Genomic DNA, 15,773 nt, shown 5'->3' with positions numbered 1-15,773 from the left:
ACCGAGGATCTCGTATTGGGAGCAGCACCCGACGAGATAGAGAACGAACCCCGCGAAGAGTGCGGTGTTTTTGGAGTTTGGGCTCCTGGCGAAGATGTAGCCAAGATGACCTATTACGGTCTGTACGCACTTCAGCACCGCGGCCAGGAAGCCGCCGGAATTGCTGTGGGTGACGGGCGACAGGTCCTTGTGTTTAAGGATCTGGGACTTGTTAGTCAAGTTTTTGATGAGCAAACTCTGGTTGCGATGCGTGGCCATGTTGCCGTCGGGCATTGTCGGTACTCGACAACAGGCGCAACAACATGGGAGAACGCGCAACCAATTTTCCGGACCACAACAGCGGGTACGGGTATTGCGTTAGGCCATAACGGCAACTTGGTGAATACCGCCGAACTAGCTGCGCGAGCACGTGAAGTTGGGTTGCTGGGAGGGCGTCGCAAAAAGGCAGCGACCACCGATTCGGATGTGGTTGCCGCGCTCCTCGCCTATACCGCCACCGATACGACCGTTGAGCAAGCCGCGATGGAACTTTTCCCTCAGCTCAAGGGTGCTTTTTGTTTGACCTTTATGGACGAGAACACACTCTATGCGGCACGTGACCCGCACGGTGTTCGGCCGTTGTGCCTGGGGCGTCTTGATCGTGGCTGGGTTGTTGCGAGCGAAACTGCGGCCCTCGACATCGTGGGTGCATCATTTGTTCGCGAAATCGAACCAGGCGAACTGCTGGCGATTGACGCGGACGGTGTGCGGTCCATGCGGTTTGCTAGCCCAGAGCCAAAAGGGTGTGTGTTCGAGTTTGTGTACCTTGCGCGGCCGGACAGCACAATCTCGGGCCGATCAGTACATGCGACGCGCGTGGAGATCGGACGGCGGCTCGCGAAGCAGCATCCGGCAGTAGCCGACCTTGTCATCCCAGTGCCCGAATCAGGCACACCCGCCGCTGTCGGGTATGCCCAAGGTTCGGGCATTCCTTATGGCCAGGGGCTGATGAAAAACGCCTACGTTGGGCGTACCTTCATCCAACCGTCGCAGACGATCCGCCAGCTCGGTATCCGCCTTAAACTCAATCCGCTTCGAGACGTGATCCGCGGAAAACGCCTCGTCGTTGTGGATGATTCCATCGTTCGTGGGAACACGCAGCGGGCTCTTGTGCGGATGCTGCGCGAAGCTGGGGCACTGGAAATTCACGTGCGCATTGCTTCGCCGCCGGTGAAGTGGCCATGCTTCTACGGTATTGACTTTGCTTCCCCGGCCGAACTGGTCGCTAATGGTGCCGATTCGGTGCAGGAAATGCTCGAAGCTGTCCGGTCGTCCATCGGCGCAGACTCGTTGGGTTACATCTCGGTCGATGAGATGGTCGCAGCGACAGAGCAACCGTCGTCACGACTGTGCAGGGCCTGCTTCGATGGCGAATATCCCATTGAGTTGCCGCACGACAGCCGGATCGGCAAGAACGTACTTGAGGCGCTCTATGAATCAACAGTGGGGGATGCTTCGGCCAAAGAGTCGCAGGCGACACCACAGAGTTAGCGTGGCGCGGGGCTAGCTTGAAGTGAGCCAACCTACTCGCTGGTGGTGAAATCTTTTCACCCTGGCGTAGATGCGGTGTTCCTGACTAAGATCGAAGATGTGGGGCGCATCACAGGGAGTAGGAACGATGGCTGCAAACAACGTCAAAGCACCCAAGTCTAAAGATGGCTACGGCCCCCTCGCCGTACCAGACTTCACCCCTGCGGACCTACCCGATCTGAGCGGTCGCACCATCGTTGTCACAGGTGGCAACGGTGGGCTCGGAAAAGAAACGTCAATGGCGCTCGCCCAACACGGCGCTTCCGTCATTGTCGCGTGCCGCAATCTTGAACGCGCCAAGCTCGCGCTCGATGACATCAGCTCTGCTGCAACTGTTGCCCGTCCAGTTTTAGTGCACCTCGACCTCGGTGATTTAGCGTCTGTCCAATCGTGCATCGACGAGATTCGTCAACATACGGACGCCGTTGATGTGCTGATCAACAACGCCGGGGTGATGGCGGTTCCGTACAGGACCACCAAAGATGGGTTTGAATCCCAGATCGGCATCAACCACCTGGGGCACTTTGCTTTCACCGGCCGGATGATGCCCCTGCTGTTGGCATCCGATAACGCCCGCGTTGTCACATTGACGTCATTGATGCACCAGCAAGGAAGTCTCGACGTCGACGATTTGAACTACACACGGCGCAAGTACTTCCGGATCAATGCGTACGTGCAGTCCAAGCTCGCGAATCTGCTGTTCACCCGTGCGCTTGCTAGTCGATTCGAGGTCGCGAAGGCGCCTGCAATTTCGGTAGCCACGCACCCCGGTGCTGCTGCAACTGATCTATTTGAGCCTGTAGTGCCAACTCTGGGCCTACGGAGAATGGTTCGTCAAATTGTGGCAATGACGGCGAAAACGGCCGAGCAGGGGGCATACAGCACCCTTTATGCGGCTGGCATGCCTGACGTGGCCAACGACGACTACCTCGGTCCCGCCGAATTTGGCGGCGTCAAAGGGCCAGTGTCACGCTGCGGCCGTAGTTCACAGGCAGCTGACGCAGGTCTTGCGGAGGCATTGTGGGCGAAGTCGGTAGAACTCACTGGGGTGACGTACGACGAGCTCGACTGAGGTATTTTCTCTGCCGTTCGTGCCCCGTTTTCAGTGCTTACAGCTTGGAAGCGGGGCACCCGCCGTTAAGACATGTGTCATGCTCTGCCGAAGTCCGGTAGCGTAACCCCGTAATGTGAGACAACTCAGGGGCGGAGCTAGCGGACCCAATGATCGACGACAACACCCCGACTGCCGGGGCATCCTATGCCGCAGCTGGTGTCGATATCGACGCCGGTGACAAAGCAGTGGAACTGTTCAAACCTCACGCACGTCGTGCGACCAGGCCAGAAGTGGTGGGTGGTCTCGGCGGATTCGCCGGACTGTTCGCGCTGAAGAACAACTACAAGGACCCACTCCTTGCTGCCTCAACGGACGGCGTGGGGACCAAGTTGGCAATCGCCCAAGCGATGGATAAGCACGACACCGTAGGTGTGGACCTTGTCGCTATGGTGGTGGACGACCTTGTGGTTTGTGGAGCCGAACCGCTCTTTCTGCAGGACTACATCGCGGTGGGCAAAGTATTCCCAGAAAAAGTCGCTGCCATTGTGTCGGGCATCGCTGAAGGGTGTGTCCAAGCTGGATGCGCATTGCTTGGCGGGGAAACAGCCGAGCACCCGGGGATGATGGGGGAGTCCGACTACGACATCTCCGCCACCGGTGTGGGTGTTGTTGAAGCGGATTCTGTGCTCAGCCCTGACAAGGTTCGCCCCGGCGATGTTGTCATTGGTATGGCATCGTCTGGCCTGCATTCAAACGGTTACTCCCTGGCGCGCAATGTCCTGCTGGAGATCAACCGCATGTCGTTGGAAGCGCACGTCGAGGAGTTTGGCCGCACATTGGGTGAGGAACTCCTGGAGCCGACCCGCATCTATGCGAAAGATTGCCTCGCTGTGGCGGCGGAAACTGACGTACGGACGTTCTGCCACGTCACCGGCGGTGGGCTAGCCGAGAACCTCTCGCGGGTGATGCCGCGCGGCCTCGTGGCTGAACTGGACCGGGGGACGTGGAGCCCGGCGCCGATCTTCCGGCTCATTGCGCAGCGTGGCAAGGTTGCTGCTGCTGAAATGTCCCGCACGTTCAATATGGGTGTGGGAATGGTCGCCGTTGTTGCGCCTGAGGACGTCGACCGTGCGCTCGCGGTTTTGACAGCTCGTCACATTGATTGCTGGACGCTCGGTTCGGTTCGAAAGTCGAACGAATTGAACACTGATGAGAACGTGCGCGCGGTTCTCGTGGGTGAACATCCACGATTCTGATCCTGGCCTCCTGACCGGAGGCAAAGCAAGAGGCGGGGCACAATGTGTGCCCCGCCTCTTCTTGATTTGAAGCGTGGTCGCTCAGCGGCTCCAGCTCTGATAGTCGTCATCGTCGACCCAGCGCGAGTAATCCGGTTCATACGGATCGTCGGTCAGCGAATCGTCATGTCGCGGATGCGACGTCGCTCCCGACAGCTCTTGCTGAAGCCGCTCGAAGTCGGTGTTCGGTGAGCTGTACTTTAATGCCCGTGCAACCTTGGTCTGCTTCGCCTTCGCCCGGCCGCGGCCCATGGCTGACCCCCTCGCGCGATGTCGGGGTGGCCTGGGGATTTGGCGACCCCGTTCGTGTCTGATGTTTCTTCCTGGCACATACTCTACCGCGATAAGCGCAATTATGCCGCAACGACGTCATCAAACGCGGTTGACGGCTATTTTGCATAGCAGTGGTAGTTCGAAAACAAACAGGTCAGCGCATTGGCGTTGTGGGTATTGCGCGCACTTCACCAACTTTGTGACTCCCGCCAAGTATCGGTGATGCGGGCAAATTTTCCAAGCCGGTGGCGCCAATTTTGCTCAGCAACTCAGCGACTAGGGGGAGCCGTGGCCTGTCGTGCCCGTCAGCGATTTTGAACGCAACCGCGGACCCGTCTGGCAATGCTCCGGCAAACACGCCATCTGCTCCTGACTTACAGAGCAGGCCGGGAACAGTTTGCATGGAGACCGCATCGGGCATCGCTGTACCTGACACCAATGTGGGATGTTGTCGCACCGCATCGGCCACGCGACGTTCGTGCGTTTCCGGGCTCGCGGTTGTCAGGCGTGCGAATGCTCGAGCTAGCCCGGTCAGGGACAACGGAATGATGGGTAAGCCGCATCCGTCAACGCCGCGCGGGTGCTCAGGTTCCCCAGCGAGTTCAACAATCGTTTCCGCGAGCAGTTTCTGCAGTGGGTGGTCGGGGTCAAGGTAGTTGTCGATAGGCCACTTGTTGGTGAGGCAGACGGTGAGCATCGCGGCGTGCTTACCGGAGCAGTTCATAAAGATCTTGCGCGCCGCATTATCGCCGAGCAGAACTTCGGCTCTGGCTCGTTCATTCCACGGCAGGTCCGGCGGGCACAGTAGGTAGTTTTCTTCTAGCTCTGCCTCGGCGAGCATGTCGCGGATCGTGGCGATGTGTTCGGGTTCGGAACAGTGCGACGCAGTAGCCAATGCCAGGTGGGCGCTCGTGGAGGGGAAATAGCCTGCCCGCAACAACCCCACTGACTGGAGTGGCTTGTTTGATGATCGCGGGTAGATCGGTCCCGTCACATCACCGGCTGAATCGATGACGCTTCCATCTGGCGCAAGTACTACAAACGCGCCGTAGTGCACGCATTCAACAAAGCCCGAGCGGATGACCTCAACGAGCGGAACAAAGCGCGTCACCTTTGCCGCAGCCGTTCCACCGCCGCACGTCCGGCCTGCACGACGTCGTAGTTGGGTACCGAATCTGGGTCGATCGATGCGGCGATGGTGTCTTTCGCGGCAGCGAGGGGGGTGTCTGTTGTTATGGAACGCTTCACTAGAGCGAGGGCGATGACACCGTCTTCGAAGTGGTCTACGACGGTGCCGATACGACCGACGGTGCGACCATTGGCGAGCACGGGATCGCCGGTTTCGGGGCGCTCTTCGGCTGACCCATCGAGGTGTAGCAGTACAAGGTGGCGTGGAGGCTTGCCTAGGTTGTGCACTCGGGCGACAGTTTCTTGTCCCCGGTAACACCCCTTGTTGAGATGTACCGCGCCGTGCTCGGCAGTGCCCCCGATCCAGCGGGCTTCGTGGGGGATTGTGCGGTCGTCCGTGTCGATCCCTATGCGAGGACGTAGCCCTGCTACCCGCAGTGCTTCGAATGCCCAGGTTCCTACGGGGCGAATCCCGGAGTCGGTAGCGGTTGCCCACCACTGGGTTAGTTGGTCGCGTGGAACGAGGAGGTCCCACCGATGCTCACTTGGCCAGGCGAGTTTTCGTGCGAGTCCGCCGTCAGGCAGCGCTACCGCTTCGCCCAGTTGAGGTGCGGGTACATCGTGCTGTGGGACTTCAGGGCCGAGCAGTGTGAGTACGGCATACGGAACGGCGTTGACCTCTACTTTTGACCAGAAGATCATCTTGGTGAGGAAGGCCAGGAGCGAGTCGATTTTTTCGGCCTCGGTGTCAATCCATACTGTGCCGTCGAGTTCGGTAGCAACAAAGTGCTGTTCGATTCTGCCATTGACGTCGAGGAGCAGGCTTTCTGTCGACTCGCCGTCCTTGAGTTCGGTGAAGTGTTGGCTCGTCAGCGAGTGCAGCCAAGTGAGGCGTTCCGGGCCGGTGACAGTGAGCACTCCGCGGTGTGAGCGGTCGACTATGGCTGCGGCCTGCGTGGTCGCGCGTTGCTCGGGGAATGGGTCACCGAAATGCCATGCGACTCCGCTGTCTGGAAGCCCCTCTGGTGGACGGACAGCCCCAGGTGAAACGAGTAAAGGGCTCATGTACGTCAGTGCAGGTTGTGTGGTGTTTGGGGGCTGAGGGGAACTCGGAGTATCAGAAACATTATCTACGGCCACGTCACCAATCGTACGGCCGGATCGGATAATACGCTGCACGGTATGGCTGAGCAGGTATTGGTAACACTCGATTGCGAACTGTGTGATGCGGATACTCCCATCCTTCACGCTGATAATCTCGCTGCGCTCCGTGGTGATGGCGTGTTCGAAACTCTCCTCGTGAGGCATGGGAAAGTGTGCAACCTTGCGGCGCATCTAAGTCGCTTGGAAAACTCGGCCAAACTGTTGGACCTCCCTCATGTGGAAGCCGCCGACTGGCGCGATGCGATTGCCATGGCTGTTCAGCGGTGGGGCAACCGCCGCGAGGGCGTTTTGCGCCTGGTGTATGCCCGGGGACGAGAAAACGCGGGCAGTGCGACAACCGCGTATGTTCTTGTTACTCCACTGGCGCATCGGATGTTGCAGGCGCGAGCGAGCGGGGTCAGTGTTCTGACCTTGGAGCGCGGTTATGCAAGCGACCTGGCGGAGTTTGCGCCGTGGCTTCTGCTGGGGGCTAAGACGCTGTCGTATGCGGTCAACATGGCCGCGGTGCGGTATGCGAATGACAACGGCGCGGACGATGCCGTTTTTGTCAGCTCTGATGGGTACTTGCTCGAAGGCCCGCGCGCTGCGGTCGTGGTTCTGCGTGACGGCGAACTTGCCACCCCTCCTGCGGAGCTTGGCATTTTGCCGAGTACCACCCAGCGGGCGGTATTTGATATTGCTGACCAGTATGGCTTTACGACTGCGTACAAGCCGTTGACGGTGGTGGATCTGTTGAATGCTGACGGGGCGTGGATGCTGTCGAGTGTGACTTTGAGTGCCCGGATTACCAGTGTGAATGGGTTGCGGATGCCGACGCCAGCTGGTGAATCTGATTTCGCCCGGCTGGTGGAAAGGGCGGTCGAGCGCGACTAGCCCAGTGTGACTAGCCCGGTGTGACTAGCCCGGTGTGACGGGGCAGGGGGTCGCGCCGGAGTGTGACGAAGGTCTACGACGCGGGGTAGTAGTTACTACCAGATGTAGTAGTACGGTATGTAGTAGTACTCGGCGTAGTAAAACGCACATCCGGCGAGGCAACGTCGCCTCAGTTTGGAGCACCTCGTGTTCGGACTCGACTCGCTCGACGCACTCGACGTTGCCCGCTGGCAATTCGGAGTGACCACCGTCTACCACTTCATCTTCGTCCCACTCACAATCGGCCTGGCACCACTCGTTGCGCTCATGCAAACAATGTGGGTCATCACCAAAAAAGACGAGTGGTACCGACTCACCAAATTCTTCGGCAAGCTATTTCTCATCAACTTTGCCCTCGGCATTGTCACCGGCATAGTGCAAGAGTTTCAGTTCGGCATGAACTGGAGTGAATACTCCCGGTTCATCGGCGACGTATTCGGAGCGCCCCTCGCACTGGAAGGGCTAGCCGCGTTCTTCATCGAATCAACCTTCCTCGGCCTGTGGATCTTCGGCTGGTGGCGGTTACCCCAACTTGTCCACCTCGCCACCATCTGGCTGGTCGCAATCGGTGTTAACGCTTCGGCCTACTTCATCATCGTCGCCAACTCATTCATGCAGCACCCCGTCGGCGCCGTATACAACGAGGAAACCGGCCGTGCCGAACTGTCGAGCATCTGGGAGTTGCTTACCAACCCCACAGCGCTCGCGGCCTTCCCACACACCATCGCGGGCAGCTTCCTCACCGCGGCAACCTTTGTCGCAGGCGTCGGAGGTTGGTGGATGGTTCGTCGAATGAAGCAAGCGGCGAACGCCGACACCGAAGCCGAAGCAGAGGAACTGCGCGAAGAAGCTCGCACAATGTGGCGGCCCATCACCCGAATCTCGCTCGTGTTGATGATCGGCTCGGGCATTGCGCTGGGAATTACCGGCGACATCCAAGCCAAGCTCATGTTTGAGCAACAACCAATGAAGATGGCCTCGGCAGAGGCATTGTGCGATACCGAAAGAGGCGCAGAATTTTCGCTGCTCTCCATCGGAGATCACAACAACGACTGTGAAGGCGTACGCCACATCCTCGCCATCCCAGGACTCACATCGTTCCTCGCCACAAACGACTTCAACGCAGAACTCATGGGCGTCAACGACCTCCAGGAAATGTACACAGAACGCTACGGGGAAGCGGACTACCGCCCGAACCTCTTCGTAACGTACTGGTCATTCCGTCTCATGATCGGCCTGGCAGCAGGATCCGCAATCCTTGCCGCCGCTGGCCTCTGGGTTACCAGGCGCGGACGCGTACCAGATCAAGATTGGTACGCAAAGCTGTCCATCATCGCCATCCCAACCCCGTTCCTTGCCAACAGTTTCGGCTGGATCTTCACCGAAATGGGGCGTCAGCCATGGGTTGTCGTTCCCAACTTGACTGGCGTGGACCAGGTGCGACTGATGACAGCGGACGCCGTATCGAATCACTCTGCAGGACTGGTGTTGTTCTCGCTCGCCACCTTCACCCTCGTATACGGAGCACTAGCGATGGTGTGGTTCTACCTCATTAGGCGTTACGTGCGCGAAGGACCGCTCGAGCACGACAAGCACCCGCACGCCCCCGACGAATCCGATGACGAGGACAGCGCAGTAAAGCCGTTGTCGTTCGCCTACTAGAACAGGAGCCTCACGATGGAGCTAACGACTCTGTGGTTCATTCTCATCGCGTTCCTGTTCCTGGGATATTTTGTCCTCGAAGGGTTCGACTTTGGCGTAGGAATGCTGATGCCATTTCTGGGCCGCAAGTCGCGGATGAACGCGGACAAACGTCGACGCACCACGCTGAACACAATCGGCCCCTTCTGGGACGGGAACGAAGTGTGGCTGATCACCGCTGGTGGTGCACTGTTCGCCGCCTTCCCCGACTGGTATGCGACCTTGTTTTCGGGCTTCTACCTACCGTTGCTGTTGATCCTGATCGCACTGATCTTCCGCGCCGTCGCCATCGAATTTCGCGGCAAGATCGACGACGTACAGTGGCGGGCCCGCTGTGACATCGGAATTGTCGTGGGATCCTGGATCCCCGCAATTCTGTGGGGCATGATTTTCGCTGCGGTAGTAAGTGGCACGCAGATTGATGAGAACAAGCAAATAGTGAGCGTCTGGGCGGACTTCTTTAGCCCGTACGCCGTCCTCGGTGGCATCACTACCGCGCTTCTGTTCGCCCTCCACGGAGCAGTGTTTATCGCGCTGAAAACTGGGGGAGAGGTGCGCGCGGACGCTGTCACCACTGCAACGCGGTTGGCGCCCATCGCGCTCGTGGTGGCCGGGACATTCGCGATGTGGACCCAACTTGCGTACGGCTCCAACCTCACCTGGATTTTCACTGCGATAGCTGCTGTGGGCCTCGCGGTGACAGTGGTGATGACGGCGAAGCAACGCGAAGGAAAGGCCTTCATTGCCACGTTCATCACAGTCGCTGCCGCCACCGCACTTCTGTTCGGGTCGTTGTTCCCCGACGTAATGCCATCATCGCTGAATCCCGAGTGGAGCCTCACCGTCGAAGGAGCTGCATCGTCGCCATACACCTTGACAGTACTGACGTGGGCGGCGGCGTTCCTCGCACCAGTCGTCATGATCTATCAAGGGTGGACGTACTGGGTGTTCCGCCAACGCATCACGGTGGATCACATCCCCGACTCCATTGGGCTGAAGACGACGAGGCGTAAGTGAAGCCGTTTGACCCACGCCTGTGGCACCTATCTCGACCGGTCCGGCCCTATTTGGTGCTGACGGTCGTGATGGGTGTCGTCACGGCAGCGGCGGTTGTCGTGATGGCGGTGATGATCGCCACCATCGTCGCAGGTGTCGCCACCGAACCGGCAATGCGAACACCGCAAGCCTGGACCGCCGAAATTATCGTGCTCGCCGCAGCCGTGGCGGTCCGTGTCGGCGCAAGCTGGTTGCACACCCGCTATGCGCACCGCAGCGCCTACGCCGTGATAGCTGGCCTCAAACAGGACGTCACGGCATCGGTCGCTGCGATGTCCCCGCGCCGACGCGCAGCCGTGCGCGATGATGCCGCAGCGATAGTGACCCGCGGCCTCGACGGACTTGGCCCCTACCTCACCGGCTTCTTACCCACCCTTGCGCTCGCTGCCGTGGTGACACCGACCGTGCTCATTGTCATCACGCTCTACGACCTCACATCCGGGTTGATCATTTTCTTCACGTTGCCGTTGATACCGATCTTCATGGTTCTGATCGGACTGCTGACGCAAGGTCGGGCACGTGCGAAGTTGCGAACCATGTCTCAACTGTCAGCCCAGGTTCTGGACCTGATCGCGGGCCTACCAACATTGCGGACGCTCGGCAGGGAAGCGGGGCAGGCCGAGAGTGTGCACCGGCTCGGAGACAGCCACCGGAAGACAACGATGGAGTCGCTGAGGATCGCATTTTTGTCCTCACTGGTACTCGAAATGCTGGCCACTTTATGTGTCGCGCTCGTTGCTGTGAGTGTCGGCTTACGCCTCGTCTACGGGCACATGGAACTCGCGCCTGGACTTGTTGCACTCATCCTCGCTGCCGAGGCCTATCTGCCGCTGCGGATGATTGGCACGCAGTTTCATGCCGCAGAAGACGGAGTGGAAGCCGCAGACAAGGCGATTTCCTTGATCACCGACCCCGCGGATGAGACGACCGCAACGGCAATTGTGGGGTCTGGACCGCAGACCATTCGCCTCACGGACATGAGCCTCGAAGCGCGAGGGGGACACGCACCGCACCAGCTGTCGGCCGAATTCGCACCAGGAACATTCACCGTGATGACCGGCCCAAACGGGGTGGGCAAAACCTCCGCGCTGCATGCCATCCTCGGGCTTGTTTCCCCGTCCGAAGGCACTGTCACGATTGACGGCACAGACATAGCGGATGTCGACCATGAGGCATGGTGGCGGACCGTAGCGTGGGTGCCGCAAAAACCAGTTTTGTTACCAGGCACTATCAAGTTCAACCTCGAACTCGCAGGTCCGCTCGACAACATTGACTCGGCCGCCCGAAAAACAGGTTTTGACGAAGTAATTAAGGACGCGAAGCACGGCCTCAACACCATTCTGGGCTCCGGCGGGGCAGGACTGTCGCTCGGGCAGAGGCAACGGCTCGCGCTGACTCGGGCGCTGGCGCGAGACGCAGCCGTGATTATTCTCGATGAACCCACCGCGCACCTTGATCACACCTCAGCCACCCAGGTGCTCGACGAACTGAAGCGCCGAGCCCACGCAGGTGCGACCGTCATCGTTGTGGCACATCATCCGCACATCGTCGCGGCTGCAGACAACGTCGTGGAGGTGCGAGCATGACCACAGTAGAACGTCCGCGGCGCGGCACATGGCGAGACCTACGGCGCGGATTGGCGTTGCTTGAAGTGTCACCGCGTCGCACATCACTTGCGGTGGTGGCGGCCACGATCACTCTCGTTTCCGCGCTGACACTCGCGGGGGTGTCGGCATGGCTTGTGCTGCGCGCATTCGAAATGCCGCCGGTGCTCGATCTCACCGTGGCTGTAGTTGCCGTGCGCGCACTGGGTATCTCCAGAGGGGTTTTCCGCTACCTCGACCGCCTCGCCACACACGATGTGGCATTACGCGGAACCGTTGCCGCGCGCACAACGCTGTACCAGCGCCTAGCTGGCGGCGACCCACGCGTGGCGCTAGGTGTCAGCCGGGGCCGAATGCTGGCCCGCACAGGTGAAGACATTGATACCATCGCCGACACCGTGGTCCGCGCCGTCATACCTGTAGCGGTAGCAGTCATTCTCAGCGCAACGGCAACATTTGTTCTGTGGCTCATTGCGCCCGCAGCCGCAATTGTTCTCGCTATAGCACTCATAGTCGCGGGTGTCTTCGCCCCCGTATGCGCGGCGTGGGCCACGCGAATTCGTGAAGAAGAAGCCGATGCGCACCGAGCTGACCACCGCGACGCAGTGCTCATGGTGCTTGATCACGCCGCAGAACTGCGTGTTTCTGGTCAACTAGAACAGTCCCTCGATCGAGCTGATCACGCAGTGCGAAGCAGCAACGCAGCATCAGATCGGGCCGCAATCGGATCAGCAACGGCGACGGCAGTAACTCCGCTGGCTGTCGGGGCCAGTGTTATCGGGTCGATCATTATCGGCGTGCAACTGTATGCATCAGGTGACATCGCGTTGACGTCCCTTGGCATACTCGTGCTCTTGCCCCTGGCGGCGTTTGAGGCAGTATCCACGTTGCCTGACGCGGCCACACACACCGTTCGCGCCAAGAGTGCGGCAGCGCGCGTGATGGAGTTGATCGACCGGGCCGATAGCGAACCACCACAGCAAGGCGACCGCACGGGCGATGGCCACGAAATCGTGACGACTTCGCTCATGTGGGGGTGGGGCTCACCGCTAGCCGCACCGCTCGATGCAACATGGCCAGCAGGCTCGCGAGTCGTCATTACCGGACCTAGCGGCAGCGGCAAGACCACATTGTTGATGACGATAGCTGGATTGGCGAGACCGCTCGGCGGAACCGTGATGTGCGGGAATGTGCCCCTGCATGATTGGCGCCCACAGGCCCTGCGAAACATTGTGACGTTCTTTGCCGAAGACGCACATATTTTCGCTACGACCATTCGAGAAAACCTCAGAGTCGCTAACAACGCGGCCACAGACGCTCAGATGCTGGAGGCACTCAACGGGGTGGGGCTCGCCGAGTGGGTCGCCGGTCTCGACGATGGGCTAGAAACCGTCCTGGTCGGTGGTGATGAGGCACTATCCGGCGGCCAACGTAGGCGACTCCTGCTCGCACGCGCCATTCTCTCACCAGCCTCGGTGCTTCTCCTCGACGAACCGACCGAGCACCTTGATGCGGACGACAGCGAAGAGTTGCTCGACAAACTGCTCGACCGCGAAAGTTCGTTGATTGCGCCGCACCGGACCGTGATCGTAGCTACGCATCACCAACACTCAGTGGACGTGGATCAGCAACTACGAATATTAGGTTAGAAGTGCTTCTCGATAAACGGTTCGATCATGGTCATCACAGTGTCGACGGTTTCGTCCGGCGAAGCGCCGGGCAGGATGCTGTGACTGAGTAGCAACCGGATCACGGAATCGACGAACCGACGCCGCAACACCGCATCAACATCGGGGAACCACTCCTCAACCAGCGGGATGATCCTATCGGTGGCTCGTTCTAGCAGCCTGTCACCGTGCACCGTTAGCAGCGGAAGCAAACCTGCCGAACTGTCGTCATCAGCGAGCACTGCCGCAACCAACGGGTTATCCCGCAATGAATCCAACGCCGTAACAAGCATGACGCGGGTTGTTGCCACTGAGTCTAAAGACGACGTTCTGCTGAGGCTTTCTCGAACAGTATCGGCAAGCCTGTCGGTTTCACGATCAAGATACGCACTCGCCAACTGCTCCCGAGTGCCGAAAGCCCGATACAACGTCGGCTTGCTCACGCCCGACGCCTTGGCGATCGCTTCCATCCTCGTTTGTGACCACCCAATTTTTCGGATCATCGAGTCGGCAGAATCGAGAATGACGTCAACTAGCAACGATTTTGCTTGCTCCGCGTAGGACGGCTTCGACTTTGCTTGTTTGGGGGCCACACCCTTGTGTACCACTCATGTGCAGCGAATACAGCGATGATGACCCGAAAACATTGCTCGCGTCGCCCCACATGAAGCGCCGACAATGTTTAGGTGGACCCCGAAGCGGGCACCCTTTCGATGAACACCCAAAGAAATATGTTCTAAGCAGAGGATTGTATGCCTGACAATAAGATGTCCGACAACGTAAGCCAACTCGACAACGATAGTGCTGAAAACGCGAGCGTGGAAACCACCGTCGTTGAAGAGGGGACCCCCGAGACTGACACCCCTGCAGCAGATACCCCAGGATCTGCAATTCCCGAAACCGTAGTGGTACCGGGAACAGGTGGATCAGTGGCAGGAAGTGCATTTGCGAAAAAGTATCCAGGCTCAACAACTAACCCGCGTGTGCAAGAAATGCTGGACGAAGGACCGCAGCATCCACGCGAAAGCTATGGGAAGTAATTAGTCGCCGATCACTCCGTCTACGTAGAGCCACCGGCCGTGCTCCTTCACGAATCGGCTGTTCTCATGCAACGAGCCCCGTTGCTTCCCGTAACGGTAGTGCGCACGAAATTCGACCGACCCGTCCGAGTCCAAGGGGCCGCCCTTATGAGTTCCGAGGATCTCGAGGTGAGTCCATTGCTGGTTCGGGTCTAACCCAAGTGCGGGCGGCCGCGTCGTAGGATGCCAGGTTCGTTCGAGATACGGGACGTCGTCGAGGAAGAACGCGGTGAACCTTGACCGCATCAACGCAACCGCGGACGGCGCTTTGGCGTCACCACGTAACAACGGGCCGCAGCACTCATTAAACAATGCCCCCGATGTGCAAGGGCAGAAATCCTGCGTGGCAGCACTCATCGGTTACCGACACTGTAGGTAGCAGCAAATTGTTCCGCGGCAAACGGCTTCATCACACTAATTGTAGTGGCGTCGCCGATCGGTCGGTTCGCGCGGTGTCGGCGTTAGTGGAGTGTTGGTGTTAGCCAAGCGAACGGATTGTCGTCGCATGGCATGTACTCAAGCGAAACCATCCCTTTGTAGCCTCGTTCGACGAGCGCCTCGACCCACGTGGCCAGCGGTAGTGTGCCAGAGCCAGGCATCCCACGCCCCGGCGCGTCAGCGACCTGCACATGCGCAATCAAGTGGGAATAGTCTTCTACCACCTGAGGTACTGAATCGCCACTAACCGCGAGGTGGTAAAAGTCCGCAAGCAGACCCAACTTCACGCCGTAGCGCCGCTGCACTCGCCCAATGACATCGACTGCATCATGCGCACGCTTTAATGGGTAGCTTGCAATTCCGCTCACCGGTTCCACAACTACGGTCGCGCCGAACCGTGCCGCACGCTCACCAGCAAGAGCAAGATTTTCTAACGCCAATTCATCCTGGGCTGATTCCTGTACATCGCTCCGGCGGTTGCCGTACAGCGCGTTAAATACCCTTGCGCCAAGTTGCTCGCCGATGCCGAGTGTCACATCGATGTTGTCGCGAAACTCGGTAGACCTCGACGGGTTAGACAATAAGCCGCGCTCACCCGCGGCTAAATCGCCTGCAGCGAAGTTCAGTGAAGATAAACGCACACCTGCATCCCGCACACTTCGGATGAATGTGTTGACTTCTCGGTCCGAGGGCACCGCCGCAGAAAACGGCCACCAAAACTCAACAGCACCGAAGCCCGACTCTCGCGCGGCCTGGGGTCGCTTGAGCAGTGGGAGGTGTGTGAGCAGAATGGAACAGTTGACTGTCAAAGGCGCACGCATGACCACTGATCG

Annotated in this window: 15 protein-coding genes; 9 read left to right on the top strand and 6 right to left on the bottom strand. The window is 59.2% G+C overall.

Annotated features, from left to right (window positions below; all coding sequences use genetic code 11):
* The first annotated feature begins 15 nt into the window (after positions 1-15).
* From purF to purM, 3 genes are all read left to right on the top strand, one after another.
* Complete coding sequence (gene purF, locus IEW73_RS13960) at positions 16-1,530, top strand: amidophosphoribosyltransferase (RefSeq protein WP_229676043.1); 1,515 nt, start codon at positions 16-18, stop codon at positions 1,528-1,530.
* A 127-nt stretch (positions 1,531-1,657) separates the two neighbouring features.
* Positions 1,658-2,641, top strand: coding sequence for an oxidoreductase (locus IEW73_RS13955; protein WP_188676323.1), 984 nt, complete (start codon positions 1,658-1,660; stop codon positions 2,639-2,641).
* Positions 2,642-2,790: 149 nt separating this feature from the next.
* Positions 2,791-3,879 carry a phosphoribosylformylglycinamidine cyclo-ligase gene (purM, locus tag IEW73_RS13950; RefSeq protein ID WP_188676321.1) on the top strand — a complete coding sequence of 363 codons (1,089 nt, stop codon included), beginning with the start codon at positions 2,791-2,793 and terminating at the stop codon, positions 3,877-3,879.
* A gap of 81 nt (positions 3,880-3,960) precedes the next feature.
* On the opposite strand, the gene IEW73_RS13945 is transcribed toward purM, so the two are convergent.
* The 3 genes from IEW73_RS13945 to ygfZ all read right to left on the bottom strand — a co-directional run bounded on the left by IEW73_RS13945 (position 3,961) and on the right by ygfZ (position 6,384).
* Positions 3,961-4,170, bottom strand: coding sequence for a DUF3073 domain-containing protein (locus IEW73_RS13945; protein WP_188676318.1), 210 nt, complete (start codon positions 4,168-4,170; stop codon positions 3,961-3,963).
* Positions 4,171-4,345: 175 nt separating this feature from the next.
* Positions 4,346-5,302: an asparaginase gene (locus tag IEW73_RS13940; RefSeq protein WP_188676316.1), complete on the bottom strand. Its 957-nt coding sequence runs from the start codon at positions 5,300-5,302 to the stop codon at positions 4,346-4,348.
* Complete coding sequence (ygfZ, locus tag IEW73_RS13935; RefSeq protein WP_188676312.1) at positions 5,299-6,384, bottom strand: CAF17-like 4Fe-4S cluster assembly/insertion protein YgfZ; 1,086 nt, start codon at positions 6,382-6,384, stop codon at positions 5,299-5,301. The genes IEW73_RS13940 and ygfZ overlap by 4 nt, the downstream gene beginning before the upstream one ends.
* A 117-nt stretch (positions 6,385-6,501) precedes the next feature.
* Between ygfZ and IEW73_RS13930 the strand changes: the two genes are divergently transcribed.
* The 5 genes from IEW73_RS13930 to cydC all read left to right on the top strand — a co-directional run bounded on the left by IEW73_RS13930 (position 6,502) and on the right by cydC (position 13,405).
* Positions 6,502-7,356: an aminodeoxychorismate lyase gene (locus IEW73_RS13930; RefSeq protein ID WP_188676309.1), complete on the top strand. Its 855-nt coding sequence runs from the start codon at positions 6,502-6,504 to the stop codon at positions 7,354-7,356.
* Between the two features lie 186 nt (positions 7,357-7,542).
* Positions 7,543-9,057 carry a cytochrome ubiquinol oxidase subunit I gene (locus IEW73_RS13925; RefSeq protein ID WP_188676306.1) on the top strand — a complete coding sequence of 505 codons (1,515 nt, stop codon included), beginning with the start codon at positions 7,543-7,545 and terminating at the stop codon, positions 9,055-9,057.
* 15 nt (positions 9,058-9,072) lie between these two features.
* Positions 9,073-10,113, top strand: coding sequence for a cytochrome d ubiquinol oxidase subunit II (gene cydB / locus IEW73_RS13920; protein WP_188676303.1), 1,041 nt, complete (start codon positions 9,073-9,075; stop codon positions 10,111-10,113).
* Positions 10,110-11,738 (top strand): thiol reductant ABC exporter subunit CydD, encoded by a 1,629-nt coding sequence (gene cydD, locus IEW73_RS13915; RefSeq protein WP_188676299.1) that lies wholly within the window; start codon positions 10,110-10,112, stop codon positions 11,736-11,738. The genes cydB and cydD overlap by 4 nt, the downstream gene beginning before the upstream one ends.
* Positions 11,735-13,405, top strand: a complete 1,671-nt coding sequence (gene cydC / locus IEW73_RS13910; RefSeq protein WP_188676296.1) for a thiol reductant ABC exporter subunit CydC — start codon at positions 11,735-11,737, stop codon at positions 13,403-13,405. Before cydD ends, cydC begins: the two co-directional genes overlap by 4 nt.
* On the opposite strand, the gene IEW73_RS13905 is transcribed toward cydC, so the two are convergent.
* Positions 13,402-14,016, bottom strand: coding sequence for a TetR/AcrR family transcriptional regulator (locus IEW73_RS13905; RefSeq protein WP_188676293.1), 615 nt, complete (start codon positions 14,014-14,016; stop codon positions 13,402-13,404). The two genes, cydC and IEW73_RS13905, sit on opposite strands and share 4 nt — an antisense overlap.
* A 159-nt stretch (positions 14,017-14,175) precedes the next feature.
* On the opposite strand from IEW73_RS13905, the gene IEW73_RS13900 reads away from it, so the two are divergent.
* Positions 14,176-14,463 carry a hypothetical protein gene (locus IEW73_RS13900; protein ID WP_188676290.1) on the top strand — a complete coding sequence of 96 codons (288 nt, stop codon included), beginning with the start codon at positions 14,176-14,178 and terminating at the stop codon, positions 14,461-14,463.
* On the opposite strand, the gene IEW73_RS13895 is transcribed toward IEW73_RS13900, so the two are convergent.
* Both IEW73_RS13895 and IEW73_RS13890 read right to left on the bottom strand, forming a co-directional pair.
* Positions 14,464-14,859 carry a YchJ family protein gene (locus tag IEW73_RS13895; RefSeq protein ID WP_188676287.1) on the bottom strand — a complete coding sequence of 132 codons (396 nt, stop codon included), beginning with the start codon at positions 14,857-14,859 and terminating at the stop codon, positions 14,464-14,466.
* A 104-nt stretch (positions 14,860-14,963) separates the two neighbouring features.
* Positions 14,964-15,761 (bottom strand): hydroxypyruvate isomerase family protein, encoded by a 798-nt coding sequence (locus tag IEW73_RS13890; RefSeq protein ID WP_188676284.1) that lies wholly within the window; start codon positions 15,759-15,761, stop codon positions 14,964-14,966.
* Between the last annotated feature and the right edge of the window lie 12 nt (positions 15,762-15,773).

It is taken from the genome of Hoyosella rhizosphaerae (assembly GCF_014643175.1).
GTDB lineage: Bacteria > Actinomycetota > Actinomycetes > Mycobacteriales > Mycobacteriaceae > Lolliginicoccus > Lolliginicoccus rhizosphaerae.
The sequence above is the reverse complement of the archived record's forward strand: the minus strand, read 5'-3'. Positions and strand labels throughout refer to the sequence as shown.

Coding starts and splice junctions, on each gene's coding strand:
- IEW73_RS13955 (WP_188676323.1), top strand. CDS start 1,658: ATGGCTGCAAACAACGTCAAAGCACCCAAGTCTAAAGATGGCTACGGC.
- IEW73_RS13895 (WP_188676287.1), bottom strand. CDS start 14,859: ATGAGTGCTGCCACGCAGGATTTCTGCCCTTGCACATCGGGGGCATTG.
- ygfZ (WP_188676312.1), bottom strand. CDS start 6,384: ATGAGCCCTTTACTCGTTTCACCTGGGGCTGTCCGTCCACCAGAGGGG.
- purM (WP_188676321.1), top strand. CDS start 2,791: ATGATCGACGACAACACCCCGACTGCCGGGGCATCCTATGCCGCAGCT.
- cydC (WP_188676296.1), top strand. CDS start 11,735: ATGACCACAGTAGAACGTCCGCGGCGCGGCACATGGCGAGACCTACGG.
- IEW73_RS13930 (WP_188676309.1), top strand. CDS start 6,502: ATGGCTGAGCAGGTATTGGTAACACTCGATTGCGAACTGTGTGATGCG.
- IEW73_RS13900 (WP_188676290.1), top strand. CDS start 14,176: ATGCCTGACAATAAGATGTCCGACAACGTAAGCCAACTCGACAACGAT.
- cydB (WP_188676303.1), top strand. CDS start 9,073: ATGGAGCTAACGACTCTGTGGTTCATTCTCATCGCGTTCCTGTTCCTG.
- IEW73_RS13890 (WP_188676284.1), bottom strand. CDS start 15,761: ATGCGTGCGCCTTTGACAGTCAACTGTTCCATTCTGCTCACACACCTC.
- IEW73_RS13945 (WP_188676318.1), bottom strand. CDS start 4,170: ATGGGCCGCGGCCGGGCGAAGGCGAAGCAGACCAAGGTTGCACGGGCA.